At 39.0% G+C, this 15,279-nt stretch carries 15 protein-coding genes; 4 read left to right on the top strand and 11 right to left on the bottom strand.

Annotated features, from left to right (window positions below; translation table 11 throughout):
- Window positions 1-28 precede the first annotated feature (28 nt).
- The 3 genes from KH400_RS03650 to KH400_RS23945 form a co-directional block, all read right to left on the bottom strand.
- Window positions 29-895 (bottom strand): metal ABC transporter permease, encoded by an 867-nt coding sequence (locus KH400_RS03650; RefSeq protein ID WP_217221948.1) that lies wholly within the window; start codon window positions 893-895, stop codon window positions 29-31.
- A complete protein-coding gene (locus KH400_RS03645) occupies window positions 895-1,659 on the bottom strand; it encodes a metal ABC transporter ATP-binding protein (protein WP_217221946.1) in 765 nt (254 codons plus the stop codon). The genes KH400_RS03650 and KH400_RS03645 overlap by 1 nt, the downstream gene beginning before the upstream one ends.
- Window positions 1,660-2,095: 436 nt before the next feature.
- Window positions 2,096-3,502 (bottom strand): two-component system sensor histidine kinase NtrB, encoded by a 1,407-nt coding sequence (locus tag KH400_RS23945; protein ID WP_246589279.1) that lies wholly within the window; start codon window positions 3,500-3,502, stop codon window positions 2,096-2,098.
- A 221-nt stretch (window positions 3,503-3,723) separates the two neighbouring features.
- On the opposite strand from KH400_RS23945, the gene KH400_RS03635 reads away from it, so the two are divergent.
- Window positions 3,724-3,996 (top strand): DUF2624 family protein, encoded by a 273-nt coding sequence (locus KH400_RS03635; protein WP_246589277.1) that lies wholly within the window; start codon window positions 3,724-3,726, stop codon window positions 3,994-3,996.
- A gap of 35 nt (window positions 3,997-4,031) precedes the next feature.
- Here KH400_RS03635 and KH400_RS03630 read toward each other — a convergent pair whose 3' ends face one another.
- The gene (locus KH400_RS03630; protein ID WP_217221944.1) at window positions 4,032-4,922 is read right to left on the bottom strand and encodes a deoxyribonuclease IV; all 891 of its coding nucleotides are present in this window, start codon (window positions 4,920-4,922) and stop codon (window positions 4,032-4,034) included.
- A 19-nt stretch (window positions 4,923-4,941) separates the two neighbouring features.
- Window positions 4,942-6,279, bottom strand: a complete 1,338-nt coding sequence (locus KH400_RS03625) for a DEAD/DEAH box helicase (RefSeq protein WP_217221942.1) — start codon at window positions 6,277-6,279, stop codon at window positions 4,942-4,944.
- Window positions 6,280-6,463: 184 nt separating this feature from the next.
- On the opposite strand from KH400_RS03625, the gene vrrA reads away from it, so the two are divergent.
- The 3 genes from vrrA (at window position 6,464) to KH400_RS03610 (ending at window position 8,946) form a co-directional block, all read left to right on the top strand.
- Window positions 6,464-7,141 carry a VrrA/YqfQ family protein gene (gene vrrA / locus KH400_RS03620; RefSeq protein WP_217221940.1) on the top strand — a complete coding sequence of 226 codons (678 nt, stop codon included), beginning with the start codon at window positions 6,464-6,466 and terminating at the stop codon, window positions 7,139-7,141.
- A 258-nt stretch (window positions 7,142-7,399) separates the two neighbouring features.
- Entirely contained in the window at window positions 7,400-7,891 is a 492-nt protein-coding gene (locus tag KH400_RS03615) for a CarD family transcriptional regulator (RefSeq protein ID WP_217222125.1), read from the top strand.
- A 113-nt stretch (window positions 7,892-8,004) separates the two neighbouring features.
- On the top strand, window positions 8,005-8,946 hold the full coding sequence (locus KH400_RS03610; protein ID WP_217221938.1) for a 4-hydroxy-3-methylbut-2-enyl diphosphate reductase: 942 nt from the start codon (window positions 8,005-8,007) through the stop codon (window positions 8,944-8,946).
- Between the two features lie 101 nt (window positions 8,947-9,047).
- Here KH400_RS03610 and KH400_RS03605 read toward each other — a convergent pair whose 3' ends face one another.
- The 6 genes from KH400_RS03605 to dnaG form a co-directional block, all read right to left on the bottom strand.
- A complete protein-coding gene (locus KH400_RS03605; protein WP_217221937.1) occupies window positions 9,048-10,169 on the bottom strand; it encodes a Nif3-like dinuclear metal center hexameric protein in 1,122 nt (373 codons plus the stop codon).
- A complete protein-coding gene (locus tag KH400_RS03600) occupies window positions 10,166-10,873 on the bottom strand; it encodes a tRNA (adenine(22)-N(1))-methyltransferase (RefSeq protein ID WP_217221934.1) in 708 nt (235 codons plus the stop codon). The genes KH400_RS03605 and KH400_RS03600 overlap by 4 nt, the downstream gene beginning before the upstream one ends.
- Before the next feature lie 196 nt (window positions 10,874-11,069).
- Window positions 11,070-11,444, bottom strand: coding sequence for a cytochrome c550 (gene cccA / locus KH400_RS03595; protein ID WP_217221932.1), 375 nt, complete (start codon window positions 11,442-11,444; stop codon window positions 11,070-11,072).
- Window positions 11,445-11,627: 183 nt separating this feature from the next.
- Window positions 11,628-12,176 carry a hypothetical protein gene (locus tag KH400_RS03590; protein WP_217221930.1) on the bottom strand — a complete coding sequence of 183 codons (549 nt, stop codon included), beginning with the start codon at window positions 12,174-12,176 and terminating at the stop codon, window positions 11,628-11,630.
- A gap of 75 nt (window positions 12,177-12,251) precedes the next feature.
- On the bottom strand, window positions 12,252-13,370 hold the full coding sequence (gene rpoD, locus KH400_RS03585) for an RNA polymerase sigma factor RpoD (protein ID WP_217221928.1): 1,119 nt from the start codon (window positions 13,368-13,370) through the stop codon (window positions 12,252-12,254).
- A 61-nt stretch (window positions 13,371-13,431) separates the two neighbouring features.
- On the bottom strand, window positions 13,432-15,237 hold the full coding sequence (gene dnaG / locus KH400_RS03580; protein WP_217221926.1) for a DNA primase: 1,806 nt from the start codon (window positions 15,235-15,237) through the stop codon (window positions 13,432-13,434).
- Window positions 15,238-15,279: the final 42 nt, after the last annotated feature.

Raw genomic sequence — 15,279 nt, 5'->3', positions numbered from 1 at the left:
AGGAGAACTTGCTCCTTGTTTTTTACGTTCAATTAGCGCTCTGAAATCGTGAGCGAATCATTTTAGAAACAATCCCTTGTTTTGGTGAAAAGAAAAACGCAAGGGCAAATAAAACCGAAGCCACTAATACGATCGCTGCCCCTGAGGCTACATCATAAATAACAGAATAGTAAATACCAACAACACCAGAAATCACTCCAAAGATTGCTGATAAAACTAGCATGACCGGCAAACGATCTGTAAGCAGATAAGCTGTTGCACCAGGTGTGATTAACATAGCCACGACTAGAACAATCCCGACTGTTTGCAGTGAAGCAACCGTTACTAGTGACAACAACAACATCAACATGTAATGAATGAACCGAACAGGTAACCCAGTCGCCTTTGCCATTGTACTATCAAACGTACTAAGCAGCAATGGCCGGTAGAACACAATAATCATCGCAATGACGAAGATACCAATTCCAAACGTAATCCACAAATCACTTCTCGATACTGCTAATACGTTTCCAAATAAGATATGCCATAAATGGACATCTGTACTACCTAATCCCGTTACAAGGATAATACCTAGGGCAAAAGCTGCGGTAAACATAATCCCGATCGCTGAATCATCTTTTATACGGCTGTTTTGGGAGACATAACCAATCGCAAGTGCCGTTAGGACACCTGTAATAACAGCACCAATAAAGAAACTCGCCCCGACCATATATGCGATAACGACCCCTGGTAAAACAGCGTGTGAAATCGCATCACCCATCAGTGCCATACCCCTCAAAATAATGAAGCAACCAATGACACCACAAATGATGCCTACCAAAACGGCTGCAAGTAATGCCTGTTGCAGATACTGATAAGTTTGCAATTGTTCAATAAATAATGATACTTGTTCCATTAGTTCCCCACCACCGTCATGTGGTTATTATCTGCAAACATCGTAATGCTTCCTTGGTACGTCTCACTTAAGAAGTTTGGCTTATACACTTCTTGCACATCTCCAAATTGAATAAGTTGTTTATTAAGTAACATTAATTGATCAAAGTAATCCTCTACTTTACTTAAATCGTGATGAACAACAAACAACGTTTTCCCTTCTTCTCGCAGCTCTCTAAGCAAATCGATAATGATTTTTTCAGACGTAACATCAATTCCAACAAATGGTTCATCTAAAAAGAAAAGATCGGCCTGTTGTGCTAAAGCTCTTGCAATGAAGACGCGCTGCTGTTGCCCGCCAGACAGCTCCCCGATCTGCCTTTTACGATAGTCTGTCATCCCAACTTTCTCTAGCGATTTCGTCACAATTTTGCGATCTTGTTTGCGTGGGCGAAGATACCAAGGAATATGAGCAAACCTCCCCATCATCACAACATCCTCGACCAAGACTGGAAAATCCCAATCAATTTGACTTCTTTGTGGAACATAAGAAATACGGTCTCTCACCTTGCTTACAGACTGACCAAAAATAGACACGTCTCCTGTACGCACCTTCTCAAGACCCATCACTGCTTTAACTAAAGTAGATTTACCTGCCCCATTTGGACCAACAATCCCAATTAATTGTCCGGCTTTCGCTGTAAAAGAAACATTTTTTATTGCCTGATTATTTTCATAATATACCGATAAGTTTTCTACATGAACGATACGTTCACTGTTTCCCATCCTTACAACCTCCTTACACATCCATGACTAAAAGTTAACTCAAGAAACAATTGTTGCATTGCAGCAACTTTTTGGGTAAGAAAAATGGATGTCTCATGATCAACATACCTTTGCTACGAACAGATATCATTCATATATCTAATGTATAAATTTAAAATTATTTTATGAGCGCTTCAAAGATCTGTGCACGTCCTGCAGATAAAAAGTTTCCTATGGGAAACTTTTTATCCTATATCCAATTATATTCCTTTACTTAAACATTTGTAAACTATTTTATTGTACTATTCATTTTACGCACTCTCTTCTACTTTATTATACCGTATCTTCTTCCCGACCTTTCTTGTCTCCCTTCTAAGGTAACCCGAGTAGACTGATTTCTCTAATTTGTGCTTTGCTACACAATCCAATAAAAAAGAACCGCATATCTTAACATAAATTAGCAGTTCTTTTCCCCGACAATCGGCAACGAAATCGTTACTTTCGTCCCGACATTTAATTCACTTTTAACCGAAAATGAGCCTCCATGATCCTCAATAATTTTTTTACACAAAGGGATACCAATACCAGTCCCTTTTTCCTTTGTCGTAAAAAATGGCTTATCTATATTCTCCAACAATCGTTCATCCATACCTGGGCCATTATCTTCGATGATAATATAATAAAAGCTCTTGCTCACATTCGTATTTATATTAAGATATCTATTTTTCTCGTCTTCAAAAGCTTCAATCGCATTTCGTAAAATATTTAAAATCACTTGTTTAATCATTGATTCATTGACGTGTACTTGAGCTGTTGTTTCATCCAGGTTGTAATCAAATGATACATTATGTAGGGTACACTCTGATTTAACAATATAAAACAAAGACTTCATAATTCCATGGGGGGATTGTATTTTTTGTTCAATCCTCTTTCGTGATACCGATAAGAAGTCCTCAATAATGGCATTCATACGATTAAGTTCTGATAAAATCGTATCATAATATTTTGAAAAGCTTTTCGTTAAATCCGCCAACTGCAAAAAACCTTTGATAACAGATAGTGGATTCCTAAGTTCGTGGGCGACACCAGCAGCTATATGAGAAACGGATTCCATTTGCTGTTGAAAGGTAAGCAGTTCTTCAAATCGCTTTTCAAACGAATGGTCATAGATCATGATTAAAATACTGTCGTGATCATTAGAATATACGGCTTTAATCCGGTAATATAGTTCATGATCATCGTAATCCCTTTGATAGGATTGATGACTATCCATCACATGCCGAACCGTTGCTTTGACATCAGCACAGAGTTGATTGTGTTCCGTAATGTCCTCAAAGTCATCACCAATCGTAATCTCACCTTCATCTAGGTCTAATACTTCTTGAAAGTATTGATTATAAAACTTCACCGTTCCTTGACGTGTGACAACTGCTAAAGAAACATCTATAAGCTCCAATACTTCCTGAAACTCATTACGACTATGAGGATCTGTTCGTTCAGGAAAACCACCGTTATATTGTTCGTTAATAACCGTCCCAACTAATAAAAGTTGACCATCTAGATAACATCCATTATAGATCACTGTCTGATAACAATCCTCAATACACTGCTGTAGTTCTTCTAGATCTTGCTTTCCATACTTAATAATCTTTTTTAAAAACTTTTGGGCTTTTTCGCGCTCGCAACCCTCAAAAAAGTCAAAGAAGTTATTTGATGAAGAATGCTTCTGTGTAAGAATTGAACTACCGTCGACATCTATAATCTGACCATCTTTCTGGAGAAGCAAGCGGTATTGCTGATTCATTGCTTCAAATTCATGGTGTAATTGATTTATTTTTTGATGATTGGAGTATGAATTGATCATAAAACCCTCCCTCAGTAAGACTAGATCAAGGATTGTTACCTACATATCTATTGAACTGTTAGTCATATGCTTATATTAGTAAAAAGCTTCTTTTTCTCATTATACAAAATAATACCACTATTTCCTAGATACAATTCACTGAATTCAGAAAGTTCATAAAGCCGATCACAACCTTAATGGAAACTCATACCATATATGTATGATCTAAGTAAGGGGTGTAGATGAGTATGATCAATCCTGTATTGCAACAAATGATTAATGCGAAGCTAAATTCAATTACAAAAGCCGAGCTCATGCAATTGTCCCAGCAATACCAACTGCCGATCACCGAAAGACAAGCAGAACGAATCATCCAAATCCTTCGAGCTGAACCTATCGATATCTTAAATGAAAAACAACGTGAAAGAATCATCAATCAAATTAAAACAGAAATTGACCAAGAGACGGCAAAAAAAGCTGAGCAACTCCTTCAACAATTTCAACATATGCTATAACGAAAAAAAAGCAAGGTCAGTACCTTGCTTTTTTTCTATGCTTCAAGGAGTCGATTTTTCAATTCTTCATCATACGCCTTGTTTCTTAACATCTCAATTTCTAAACGATACGGAGGCTTTTTATTTTTTTTATCTGTTCCGACATACGGTGTTTCTAATATTTTCGGCACATCTTTTAGTTGTGGATGATGAACAATTTGATTCAATGCCGTAAAACCAATATGACCAAAGCCAATATTTTCATGACGGTCTTTTCCTGCACCACGTTCATTTTTACTATCATTGATATGAAGTACTTTCAATCGCTCAACACCAATAATTTGATCAAACTCTTCTAAGACTCCATCGAAATCGTTAACGATATCATATCCAGCATCATGAGTATGACAAGTATCAAAGCAGACAGATAACTTTTCATTTAAAGTGACACCATCAATGATTTTAGCTAATTCATCAAATGAACGACCACATTCAGAGCCTTTTCCTGCCATTGTCTCAAGCGCAATCTGAACGTGCTGATCTTTATGCAAAACCTCATTAAGACCTTCAATGATTTTTTTTATGCCTGCTTCTGACCCTGCACCAACATGTGCTCCTGGATGTAGGACAATTTGTTTGGCACCAAGTGCCTCTGTACGCTCTATTTCAGAACGCAAAAAATTGACGCCAAGTTCAAATGTCTCAGGCTTTTGTGTATTGCCAATATTGATAATGTATGGGGCATGTACGACAATTTCCTCTATACCATGAGCGTTCATATGCTCCTTACCAGCCTCAATATTCAGTTCTTCAATCGGCTTACGGCGTGTGTTTTGCGGGGCACCTGTATAAATCATAAAGGTATTTGCACCATATGATGCCGCTTCTTCACTAGATCCTAATAACATCTTTTTTCCATTCATTGATACATGTGAACCTATCTTCATTGTAACTCCACTCCCTGCTTTATCTCTTGTTTCGACCCTGTTTCCGGCGCGCAAGTTTACGTTGACGCTTTTCTTCCTGCTCTTGTTGCCAGCGCTGCTTCTTTTTATACCCTGGCTTTACAGCTTTGCCTTTTGCCTTCGCCTTTCCACCTGTTTTCGGTGAGATATCTGCTTTGGTCAGCTTTCTTTTTTCGATACGCTCTTTCGGCTTTTCTAAGGTAACCCAGTCTCCGCGCCGCAAATCAACATATGTAAAGGAAATCCCTCGTTTTTTTAATTTATCAATTGCGAATTGATCAGTTTGCTCATATAGAGTCACAGCCACCCCTGTATCACCAGCACGCCCAGTGCGCCCGACACGATGGACATAAAAATCGAGATCCTTTGGCAATTCATAGTTAATAATATGGCTGACACCTTTGATATCAATTCCTCTTGCAGCTAAATCGGTCGCTACTAAAAATTGCGTTTTAAGATCTTTTACTCGTTTCATCACTTGCTTCCGTTGTCTTGGATGCAAACCACCATGTAATCGGTCAACATTTAACCCTTGTGCAGCAAGTGTATCAGCCACTTCATCTGCAGCTTCTTTTGTATTTGTGAAAATAATAGCCAAAAAAGGGTTCAATGCCGTTGCAATATCAGTCACTAATTGTAATTTATCACGATGACGAAGTGGCATTAATCGGTGATCAATGTTCGGCGTCGTTACCTGCTTCGGTTTAACATGGACATGCCGTGGATTGTTCATATATTTTTTTAAAAAGGGTTGGAGCTTTTCCGGTATTGTGGCAGAGAAAACAAGCATTTGTAACTCCTCGCTCATACGAGCAGCAATTTTATCTACATCTGCAATAAAGCCCATATCTAACATTTGGTCTGCCTCATCAACGACAAGCGTTGCTGTTGTATATATCTTTAACGCCTGTTCAGTGACCATATCATGAATGCGCCCCGGGGTCCCGACGACAATATGGGGTTGCATTTTTAGCTTTTCCATCGACCGTAAACGATCGGTTCCTCCAACCATGAGCTTCGCTTGAATCATTTGTTCAGGATCACAATAATCCAGTAACTTCTTAAGCTCATTATGAATTTGAGTCGCCAATTCCCTTGTTGGTGCGGTAATCACCGCTTGAACCTCTAAGTTCATTGGATCAATATTATTTACAATTGGCAATAAAAAAGCTAGTGTTTTTCCAGAACCCGTTTCCGATTGTCCAATAACATCTTTCCCATTCGAAATTGCAGGGACCAATCGCTCTTGAATTTCAGTTGGTTTTTTAAAGCCCTGCGCATGAAGCGCTTCAAGTAAAAATGGTTGAAGCTCTAAGCGTTTAAATTGTGATTTTTCCATCGTTGTCTCCTACCTTTTATTTAATTTATCATTTGTTCCTATTATTGGTTTCGACATTATTGCAATAGTTTATTCTACCATAAAATTGTTATTCGTTGGTAGTGTAATCCACTTTATTCACCGTTTATCTGTTCATGCATATAGCTATGATAGGTAGGACTCGAAGAATGAAAGGATGACAACCATGTTTCCACGATCTCAATCTCAAATGCCGATGAATCACCCTCCTTCCTCTTCTTACGGAATGCCTCAGCACCCCTTTCAAGGCTACCAAGGAATGCCTATGCAGCAGGTGCCTCCTAGACCTGGGGGATTATTATCTCGCTTATTTGGTGGAAGGTCGAATCCTTCATCAAATCAGGCAATGTTCCCAGGTTCTCCACAACAACCACAGCAACCATTTGGATTCCCAGGAATGATGGGAGGGGCTGAACAAATACCGGGAGCTTTAGGCACAAACCCTGTCAACACAGGAACAGGTTTAGGAATGGATAATATTCTTAACTTTCTTCAAAACACACAAAAAGCGATTGGAATGGCGCAATCTGTCGGACCAATGATTCAGCAGTACGGCCCGCTTGTTAAAAGTATGCCCGCTCTTCTCGGAATGTTTGCAGGTGGTTCTGATTCCTCAAATCCAGATGAAGACGACTCTTCAGACTCAACGGAAGAGGAAGTGATTGATGTTGAAGTGAATGAAGATTCCACAGAACCGAGCACACAGGATGAAGAAGAAAACCCAGCTCCTTCTAGTCAACCATCCACCGCCACTGAAGAACCCACTTCAACATCAATAAAAGATCTCGAAGGAACAAAAGGAACAAAGGAAGGCATAACACCAGCACCAAAATTATATATATAATTGATAGGGGCTATCTCATACGTGACTGCTTATTTCATCCAGGTACAATATAAGTACAGCTTTTTAATAAAGTTCTACATATTGTACCTGAGATGACTGTTACGCGACTGGCGAGACAGACCTTTTTCTAATACTTTTTTATTTTACATTTTTTTATTTTATTATTGACAGTGATTGGTCATTGGTAGTAAAATTTTATTTTTATTATTTTTTATGGTACACTCTTAGTAATAAGTTATTGGAGGAATGTACATGTCCATGTTCAAAATCGGCGAACACGTTGTTTACCCCTTCCACGGTGCTGGCACAATTAGCGACATCGAGGTCAAGGATGTTCTTGGTGAGACGCTTTCGTATTATGTCCTTTATTTTCCCCTCAATGATATCACTCTCATGCTACCTGAAAATCGTATAGAAGAATCTGGCTTACGAAAAGTCATCGAACAAGAAGAAGTAGACGAATTAGTAAGTGCGCTTAAAAATGGTTCAGATACAAAGCCAGAAAATCCAAAACATTACTCCAGAGAAAATGAAAACCTCTTAAAAACAGGAAGCATCACAGATGCCGCCCATGTTATTGCTAATTTATCCAAAAAGGCAAGTGACCGTGCGAACGGTCTACACATTCAAGATCGCAACAATTTAGAAAAAGCAAAACAATTCATTGCTAGTGAACTTATACTCGTTAACAATATTTCAGAAGAAGAGGCCTACCAATTTATTGAGAATAACCTCGTTGCTTCCGAGTAATTTCCTATCCATATTCATTGTCATTGATTTATACGTGATTTATAATGGATAAGAATGTAACTCAACTCATTTGATCGATAATGACATTGAATAGATAGTTTAGGAGGCCTATCATGAAAGTACTCAAAATTTCACCACGAGGTTACTGTTACGGTGTGGTTGATGCAATGGTCCTTGCAAGACAAGCTGCTCAAAACCTTGACTTACCAAGACCCATCTATATTCTCGGGATGATTGTGCATAACAAACATGTGACAGATGCTTTTTCAGAAGAAGGCATTATCTCTTTAGACGGCCCCAACCGATTAGAGATTTTAAAGAATGTTGATAAAGGTACCGTTATCTTCACCGCTCATGGCGTTTCACCTGAGGTACGACGTGTTGCCAAAGAAAAAGGGCTAACGACCGTTGATGCAACTTGCCCAGATGTCACAAGGACTCATGACCTTATTCGCGAAAAAAAAGCAGAGGGTTACGATATCATTTATGTTGGAAAAAAAGGGCATCCAGAACCTGAAGGTGCTATCGGTGTTGCTCCTGATATTGTTCACCTCGTTGGTAATGTTGATGACGTAGATGATCTTAGCATTCAATCAGATAAAATTATCATCACAAATCAAACAACGATGAGTCAATGGGATGTTTCTGATATTATGAACCGTGCGATGAAGAAATACCCACATGCAGAAATTCATAATGAAATCTGTTTAGCTACACAAGTAAGGCAAGAAGCGGTAGCAGAGCAAGCTAAAGAAGCAGACGTTGTTATCGTTGTTGGTGATCCAAAGAGCAATAACTCAAATCGCCTTGCACAAGTTTCAGAGCAAATCGCTGATACACCTGCATACCGCATTGCAGACTTGAGTGAATTAAGCCTCGATTGGATTAACCAGGCATCGGTAGTTGGTGTCACCTCAGGGGCATCAACCCCTACACCCATTACCAAAGAAGTGATCAATTTCATCGAACAATTCGATCCTAACGATCCATCTACTCATACGCTTGAAAGAAAAGTGAGCTTACAAAAATTATTACCTAAAGTTAAAACAAAATAGGTTATAACTCATAGGTAAAGGGACCGGGGCAAAATGAATAAAAATTAAAGGCTGTGACTAAAAAGGTAAAACCAACCTTTTAGTCACAGCCTCTTTATTTCCTATAGAAATGTAAATGGGTCCGTGTGCACCTGAGATGCGATGACTTCCGTCTTATATTTTTTCTCTTTGACAACACCTTCAAGGAACTGCTTTACGCCTTCCTTCATAACTTTCTCAACATTATGTCCAGGATCGACAATGTTTAATCCATCCATCATCGCATCGTGTGCAACATGATAATAAACATCTCCGGTAACAAATACATCGGCACCTTTCATCATCGCTTGCGTCATATACTTATTTCCATCCCCACCTAAAACAGCAACTTTCTTAACCTTTTCTTCTAAATCACCGACGACTCTTGCTCCCTTAACAGAAAAAGCAGCCTTCACATGCTCAGCGAACTGCTGTAGGGTCATATCATTCTTCAATTTACCAATTCTACCTAATCCCAACGTCTCGCCCTGATTATCCAATGGATAAATATCATAAGCTGGTTCTTCATAAGGGTGAGCGTTTATCATTGCCCGTACAACTTTGTTCTGTAAGTCAACTGGCACAATGCTTTCGACCTTTACTTCATCAACAAACTCCATTTTTCCTTGTTCACCTATGTAAGGATCAGTACCAGCTCCAGGGACAAACGTTCCTGTTCCTTCACTATTATATGTACAGTGGCTGTAATTGCCGATATGCCCCCCTCCAGCATTACCTATAGCTTGTCTAACTTGATCAGCATGTGAGTGCGGAACAAAAATCACAACCTTTTTTAAAGGAACAGAGGTTGTTGGAGCTAACACTTCGGTATCTTCAAGTCCTAATGCCTCTGCCATTAAATCGTTTACCCCACCATTTGCAACATCCAAATTCGTGTGTGCTGCATAAATAGTAATATCATTCTTAATCGCCTTTTCGACAATCCTTCCATGTGCACGGTCAGTCATGATATTTTTCAATGGTCTAAAAATTAAAGGGTGGTGTGCAATAATGAGGTCAACCTCTTCATGTATCGCTTCATCAATCACATCTTCTAAGACGTCTAGCGCAACCATAACCTTTCGCACCGGTTTGTTTAATGTCCCGACTTGCAAGCCAACCTTATCACCTTCAACCGCTAATGACTTCGGTGACCAACTCTCAAAAGCTTGAATAATCGCCTGACCATTTGCCATTTTACTCATGATAAAACCTCCTCAACTTTATCAATCTTTCTTTGAAGATCTGCTTTTTTCGCAATCATTTCTGGAGTATGTTGGGCATGCTCAAATTGACTAAGCACCTTTTTCCAGTTTGCTAATTCGTGATCCCATTTCTTTCGAAAAGCAGCATTCTTTTCTCTCATCAAGTAAGGACCGAGCAAAAACTCGGTTTCTAGGTCCTCCTCATAAGGACGGCTGCCATCCCCCTTTTCTGCTATTAGCAACTCATAAATTTTTTCATCTTCTTCAAAAATTTCTTCGCTTACAAGCGCCCAACTTTGATCTTTCAACCATATTCGTAGTTTATCAGCGGCGATATTTGGCTGTAAGATTAATTTCTTGACTCCGTTTAATTTATCCTTCCCTTCATCTAGGATCGTTCTAATCAATGGTCCGCCCATCCCAGCAATCGTGATGACATCAACTTCACCTTGTTCGATCACCTCAAGCCCATTCCCTTTTCTGACTTCAATCTGCTGTTCTAACCCGACCTTCTTTACTTGACTAAGTGCAGATTGGAATGGCCCTTCATTAACTTCACCAGCAACGCCAGCATCGATGATTCCTTCCAGACAGAGGTAGCATGGTAAATAGGCATGATCAGACCCAATATCAGCTACCTTCGCCCCTTGAGGGACATGATTTGCGACACGTAATAAGCGATCAGATAAATTTACTTCATTCATTTGTCTTCACCACAATTTTCAATGTATTCATTCCTTCATAATAGCTTTTCCTGATCTAGTATGCAAGAGAGGGATAGAACTTTGACCACAGTTACAGATCCTACATGAAAAGAAAAATGAAACGATATCATATCAATTCGTTATAAATAAGAGCATAAAAAAAAGAGGGAAGAATCTTCCCCCTCTTTTTGTGCTATTACTCAGAAATCGATAGTAAGTATGTAGCGATTGCCTCAGCTTCTACCTCATTATGAGGCATTGCTGGCATCCCACCGATACCGTTTAATACAATATCTGCAATTTCATCTTCTGAGTATTGACCTTCTAAGGCATTAATTGCTGGGCCACTAACCCCTGTTAGATCATTACCATGACAACTAATACAAGACTGATTTACAAGGTCTTCACCTGCCTGAATAGGGTCATCAAATTCTACAACTTCTTCTACTTCTTCCCCGTCACCTTCTTCAAGCGTCGCTTGGTGATTTAGGCCAACAAGAGAAAGAACAATCATTAAAAGTATTCCGAGCACTGCTGTTACTGCAAATGGAACAAGTGGTTTACCTTTCATTTGTATATCCCCCTTTTCAACTTAAGTACACGTTCAACATTATAAAGTAAAGTGAACATTCCTTCTATATTTTACTTTAAAATAATTAAAGATAAAAGAGTTAACTGGATTTTTGCGGTTTTTGTCACTACTTTTTAACAAAAAACCCATTGACAATCCAATTCACTTTTTATATTTTGTCGGTTAGACTTCCAGTATGACAAAAATACCCAGCAAACTCAAACCAACGATACCAGCAATCATCAAAAACCTAACCTTCCACCAAATCCCTGAAAGCATCCACAACACACAAGTTATAAATACAGCGATTCCCATTGCTAACCGATTTTCAGGAAAAAACTCTGACGTCACATGGACTAACATTAAAAAGCTAAGTAACGCCGCAAATAAAATATAAAGGTGAGACAGCAATTGGCTAGACTTCGATATGTACCATGCAATGAGAAATAGAACTGCCATAATGGTTGCTAAAACGGTCATTTGCAAAACAAAAGAAAAATCAGTAAAATAAATGACAACAATTGTTATTAGCAACAACACAATGACGAAACTGATTGATACTGATGCCTTAAACGCTTCAAGCGAAAAGAACGAATGTTTTTTTGAATCTGTTTCTTCAGTACCTTCCGTATACAAAGTTAGTAAAAAATCACAATAATGCTCAGGTAACAGACTGTTCTGTTTCCAATACTTGATTTCCTTTATAATCGTCTCTTTACGTCGCGGGTCCATCGGCTCTCCTCCTGAACATAGCCGTGTAACAGTATAAAAAGGGTTTACTCCTTACGAAGTAAACCACCTTTATCTCTATTCTAAGAAATCTTTTAAGCGTTTGCTTCGACTTGGATGTCGCAATTTTCGTAAAGCCTTCGCTTCGATCTGACGAATTCGTTCACGCGTGACGCCAAAGACTTTTCCTACTTCTTCAAGCGTTCGAGTTCGACCATCGTCTAATCCAAATCGTAAGCGAAGAACATTTTCTTCTCGATCCGTTAGCGTATCTAAAACGTCTTCTAACTGCTCTTTTAGTAATTCATACGCAGCAGCATCAGATGGCGCAAGGGCTTCTTGATCTTCAATGAAATCACCTAAATGGGAATCGTCTTCTTCACCAATCGGCGTTTCAAGTGATACCGGCTCTTGAGCAATTTTTAAGATTTCTCGTACCTTATCAGGTGTTAAATCCATTTCTTCTGAAACTTCTTCTGGTGTCGGTTCGCGTCCTAGGTCCTGTAACAACTGACGTTGAACACGAATAAGCTTGTTAATCGTCTCAACCATATGCACAGGGATACGGATCGTTCGCGCTTGATCGGCAATCGCTCTTGTAATCGCTTGTCTAATCCACCATGTAGCATACGTACTAAACTTATAACCTTTTTCATAATCGAACTTTTCTACAGCCTTTATAAGCCCCATATTTCCTTCCTGAATCAGGTCAAGAAATAACATACCACGACCAACATAACGTTTAGCTATACTAACAACAAGACGTAAGTTTGCTTCAGCTAAACGGCGCTTCGCTTCCTCATCGCCTTCTTCAATCCTTTTCGCTAGTTCAATTTCCTCCTCTGCAGATAGAAGCGGGACACGACCTATTTCTTTTAAGTACATTCGAACAGGATCATTAATTTTGATTCCAGGAGGAACACTTAAATCGTTAAGATCAAACTCTTCCTCTTCCTTCGCAACTTGTTGGAGACTTGGGACTTCTTCGGTTTCATTTAAGATTTCAACACCTTGCTCTCCAAGGTATTCAAAGAACTCGTCCATTTGATCTGAATCTTGGTCAAAAGCTGCTAATTTTTCAGTGATATCTGCATATGATAACACTCCTCGCTTTTTCCCAAGCTCTACTAATTGTTCTTTCACTTGATCGATGGTTAATTCGCCTTCCGCCAGTGGACGTAATGGTTTCTCAGCCATTCGATCCCCTCCTTCCATTCTTGACACAACACATCTCGACATATTTTAAAATTTGTTGGTATTATCCTTTAAGAGCCTTTTTCATATCAATAATTTCCATTGCTATTCTAGCTGCTAAAACAACATCGTTTTCCTTTTCAGCCATTTTCTTTTGATGTTCTTTTTCTTCTATTTCTACCCATTTTGGATGATTTTCAATCTGCTTAATATAATCGGATAATTCTTGGTCAGATAACTCTCCAGCAACGTCTAGCATCGCAATTTCGGTGGCTATATTCACTAACTTTCTATCTTCAAGTCGCTGTATAAAGTGACTAAAGTCAGGTTCATTGCCTTCCGCATAATAAGCATATAAATGAGCAGCAATGGCATGGTATTCATCAACATTAAAGGCACCACCGATACTTTCCTGAACTTTTTCTGCTAGATCTGCATCTCTCATCATATGAGCAAGCAACATTCGTTCTGCATTTTGAAAAGCTGGCAATAGACGCTTTTCTTCTAGCTTTGTATTCGTGAGCCTTACTTGGCGTTCATTTGTTTCATGCCTATGTTTTGATGCTTTATACATTTGAAATTGCTCTTGTTTTAATGCATGTAAAGAGAGCGAGAACTCATCTGCGAGTTGCCTTAGGTAATGATCCCGTTCGACAGCTCTCGACAATTTACTAATTTCACTCAGTACTTCTTCGATGTACTGCATTCGATCTCCTTCATCTTGAAGGTTTTTATCTCTTCGTAAATATTGCATCTTAAATGCCATTAACGTTAAGCTTGCCCCTATTACATTCGTTTTAAATCGCTCTCCACCGAATTTTTGAATGAAGTCATCGGGGTCTAAGCCTTCAGGCATTTGTGCGACTCGAACATAACCCCCCGCATCTTGAAGAATCTTTGAAGCACGATATGCTGCTTGAACCCCAGCCGAATCTGAATCATAGCATATGACGATAGTTTCAGCATTACGACGAATTGTTTTTGCTTGCTCTTCGGTTAATGCTGTACCTAATGTAGCCACTCCATTTTTCACTCCAGCATTCCAAGCAGCAATCACATCGACATATCCTTCAAATAAGACGGCCTGATTTTCTTTTCGAATCTCTCGCCTTGCTAAATGAAGACCATATATCGTTTTGCTTTTATTAAAGAGTTTCGACTCAGGACTATTTAAGTATTTAGGCTGTCCTTCTCCTAGGATCCGCCCACCAAAACCAATTACATGACCTTGCCCATCCCAAATCGGAAACATAATTCGATTACGGAACCTGTCAAAATACTTGCCATCAAAATCCCGTTTAGCAAGCAGGCCTACACTTTCCATTTTGTCGACATTAAAATTCCTTTTAGCAAGTAGGTTTGTTGTTGCATCCCAAGAATCAACAGCATAACCAACCTGAAAATGCTGGATCATTTCCTCGGTGAAGCCCCGATTCAGCAAATAATTTCGGGCTTGTTCTCCTTGCTCTGTATTAACGAGAACATGGTGATAAAATTTCGCAACAAGTTCATAACCTTGGCTAACATCCGACAAATGATGGTTTTTGCTTTTCGCCTGTTCAAATTGTTTCAATTCTGGCACGTCAACCTTAGCTACCTGCGCCAATTGTTTAATTGCCTCAACAAAACTAAATCCCTCATTTTGCATTAAAAACGAAAATACATTCCCTCCAGCTCCACACCCAAAACAATGAAACAATTGTTTGTCCGGTGAAACCGAAAATGAAGGTGTTTTCTCCCCATGGAAAGGACAAAGTCCTATATAATTACGCCCTTGTTTTTTTAACTGAACATAATCACTGATTACTTCTACAATATCGACAGAACTTCTAATCTGTTCAATCGTTTCTTCCGGTATACGATTCCCCATGGATGTTCATCACCATTTTCATAGTAAAAAGTCTTCGTTTTG

It is taken from the genome of Desertibacillus haloalkaliphilus (genome assembly GCF_019039105.1).
GTDB classification, from domain to species: domain Bacteria; phylum Bacillota; class Bacilli; order Bacillales; family KJ1-10-99; genus Desertibacillus; species Desertibacillus haloalkaliphilus.
Note: the sequence above shows the minus strand (reverse complement) of the source record. Positions and strands in the feature narration are given on the sequence as shown.

Bases quoted from the DNA above. Each gene is read 5' to 3' on its own strand.
- KH400_RS03650 (WP_217221948.1), bottom strand. From the start codon at position 895: ATGGAACAAGTATCATTATTTATTGAACAATTGCAAACTTATCAGTAT.
- KH400_RS03645 (WP_217221946.1), bottom strand. From the start codon at position 1,659: ATGGGAAACAGTGAACGTATCGTTCATGTAGAAAACTTATCGGTATAT.
- KH400_RS23945 (WP_246589279.1), bottom strand. From the start codon at position 3,502: ATGATCAATTCATACTCCAATCATCAAAAAATAAATCAATTACACCAT.
- KH400_RS03635 (WP_246589277.1), top strand. From the start codon at position 3,724: ATGAGTATGATCAATCCTGTATTGCAACAAATGATTAATGCGAAGCTA.
- KH400_RS03630 (WP_217221944.1), bottom strand. From the start codon at position 4,922: ATGAAGATAGGTTCACATGTATCAATGAATGGAAAAAAGATGTTATTA.
- KH400_RS03625 (WP_217221942.1), bottom strand. From the start codon at position 6,279: ATGGAAAAATCACAATTTAAACGCTTAGAGCTTCAACCATTTTTACTT.
- vrrA (WP_217221940.1), top strand. From the start codon at position 6,464: ATGTTTCCACGATCTCAATCTCAAATGCCGATGAATCACCCTCCTTCC.
- KH400_RS03615 (WP_217222125.1), top strand. From the start codon at position 7,400: ATGTTCAAAATCGGCGAACACGTTGTTTACCCCTTCCACGGTGCTGGC.
- KH400_RS03610 (WP_217221938.1), top strand. From the start codon at position 8,005: ATGAAAGTACTCAAAATTTCACCACGAGGTTACTGTTACGGTGTGGTT.
- KH400_RS03605 (WP_217221937.1), bottom strand. From the start codon at position 10,169: ATGAGTAAAATGGCAAATGGTCAGGCGATTATTCAAGCTTTTGAGAGT.
- KH400_RS03600 (WP_217221934.1), bottom strand. From the start codon at position 10,873: ATGAATGAAGTAAATTTATCTGATCGCTTATTACGTGTCGCAAATCAT.
- cccA (WP_217221932.1), bottom strand. From the start codon at position 11,444: ATGAAAGGTAAACCACTTGTTCCATTTGCAGTAACAGCAGTGCTCGGA.
- KH400_RS03590 (WP_217221930.1), bottom strand. From the start codon at position 12,176: ATGGACCCGCGACGTAAAGAGACGATTATAAAGGAAATCAAGTATTGG.
- rpoD (WP_217221928.1), bottom strand. From the start codon at position 13,370: ATGGCTGAGAAACCATTACGTCCACTGGCGGAAGGCGAATTAACCATC.
- dnaG (WP_217221926.1), bottom strand. From the start codon at position 15,237: ATGGGGAATCGTATACCGGAAGAAACGATTGAACAGATTAGAAGTTCT.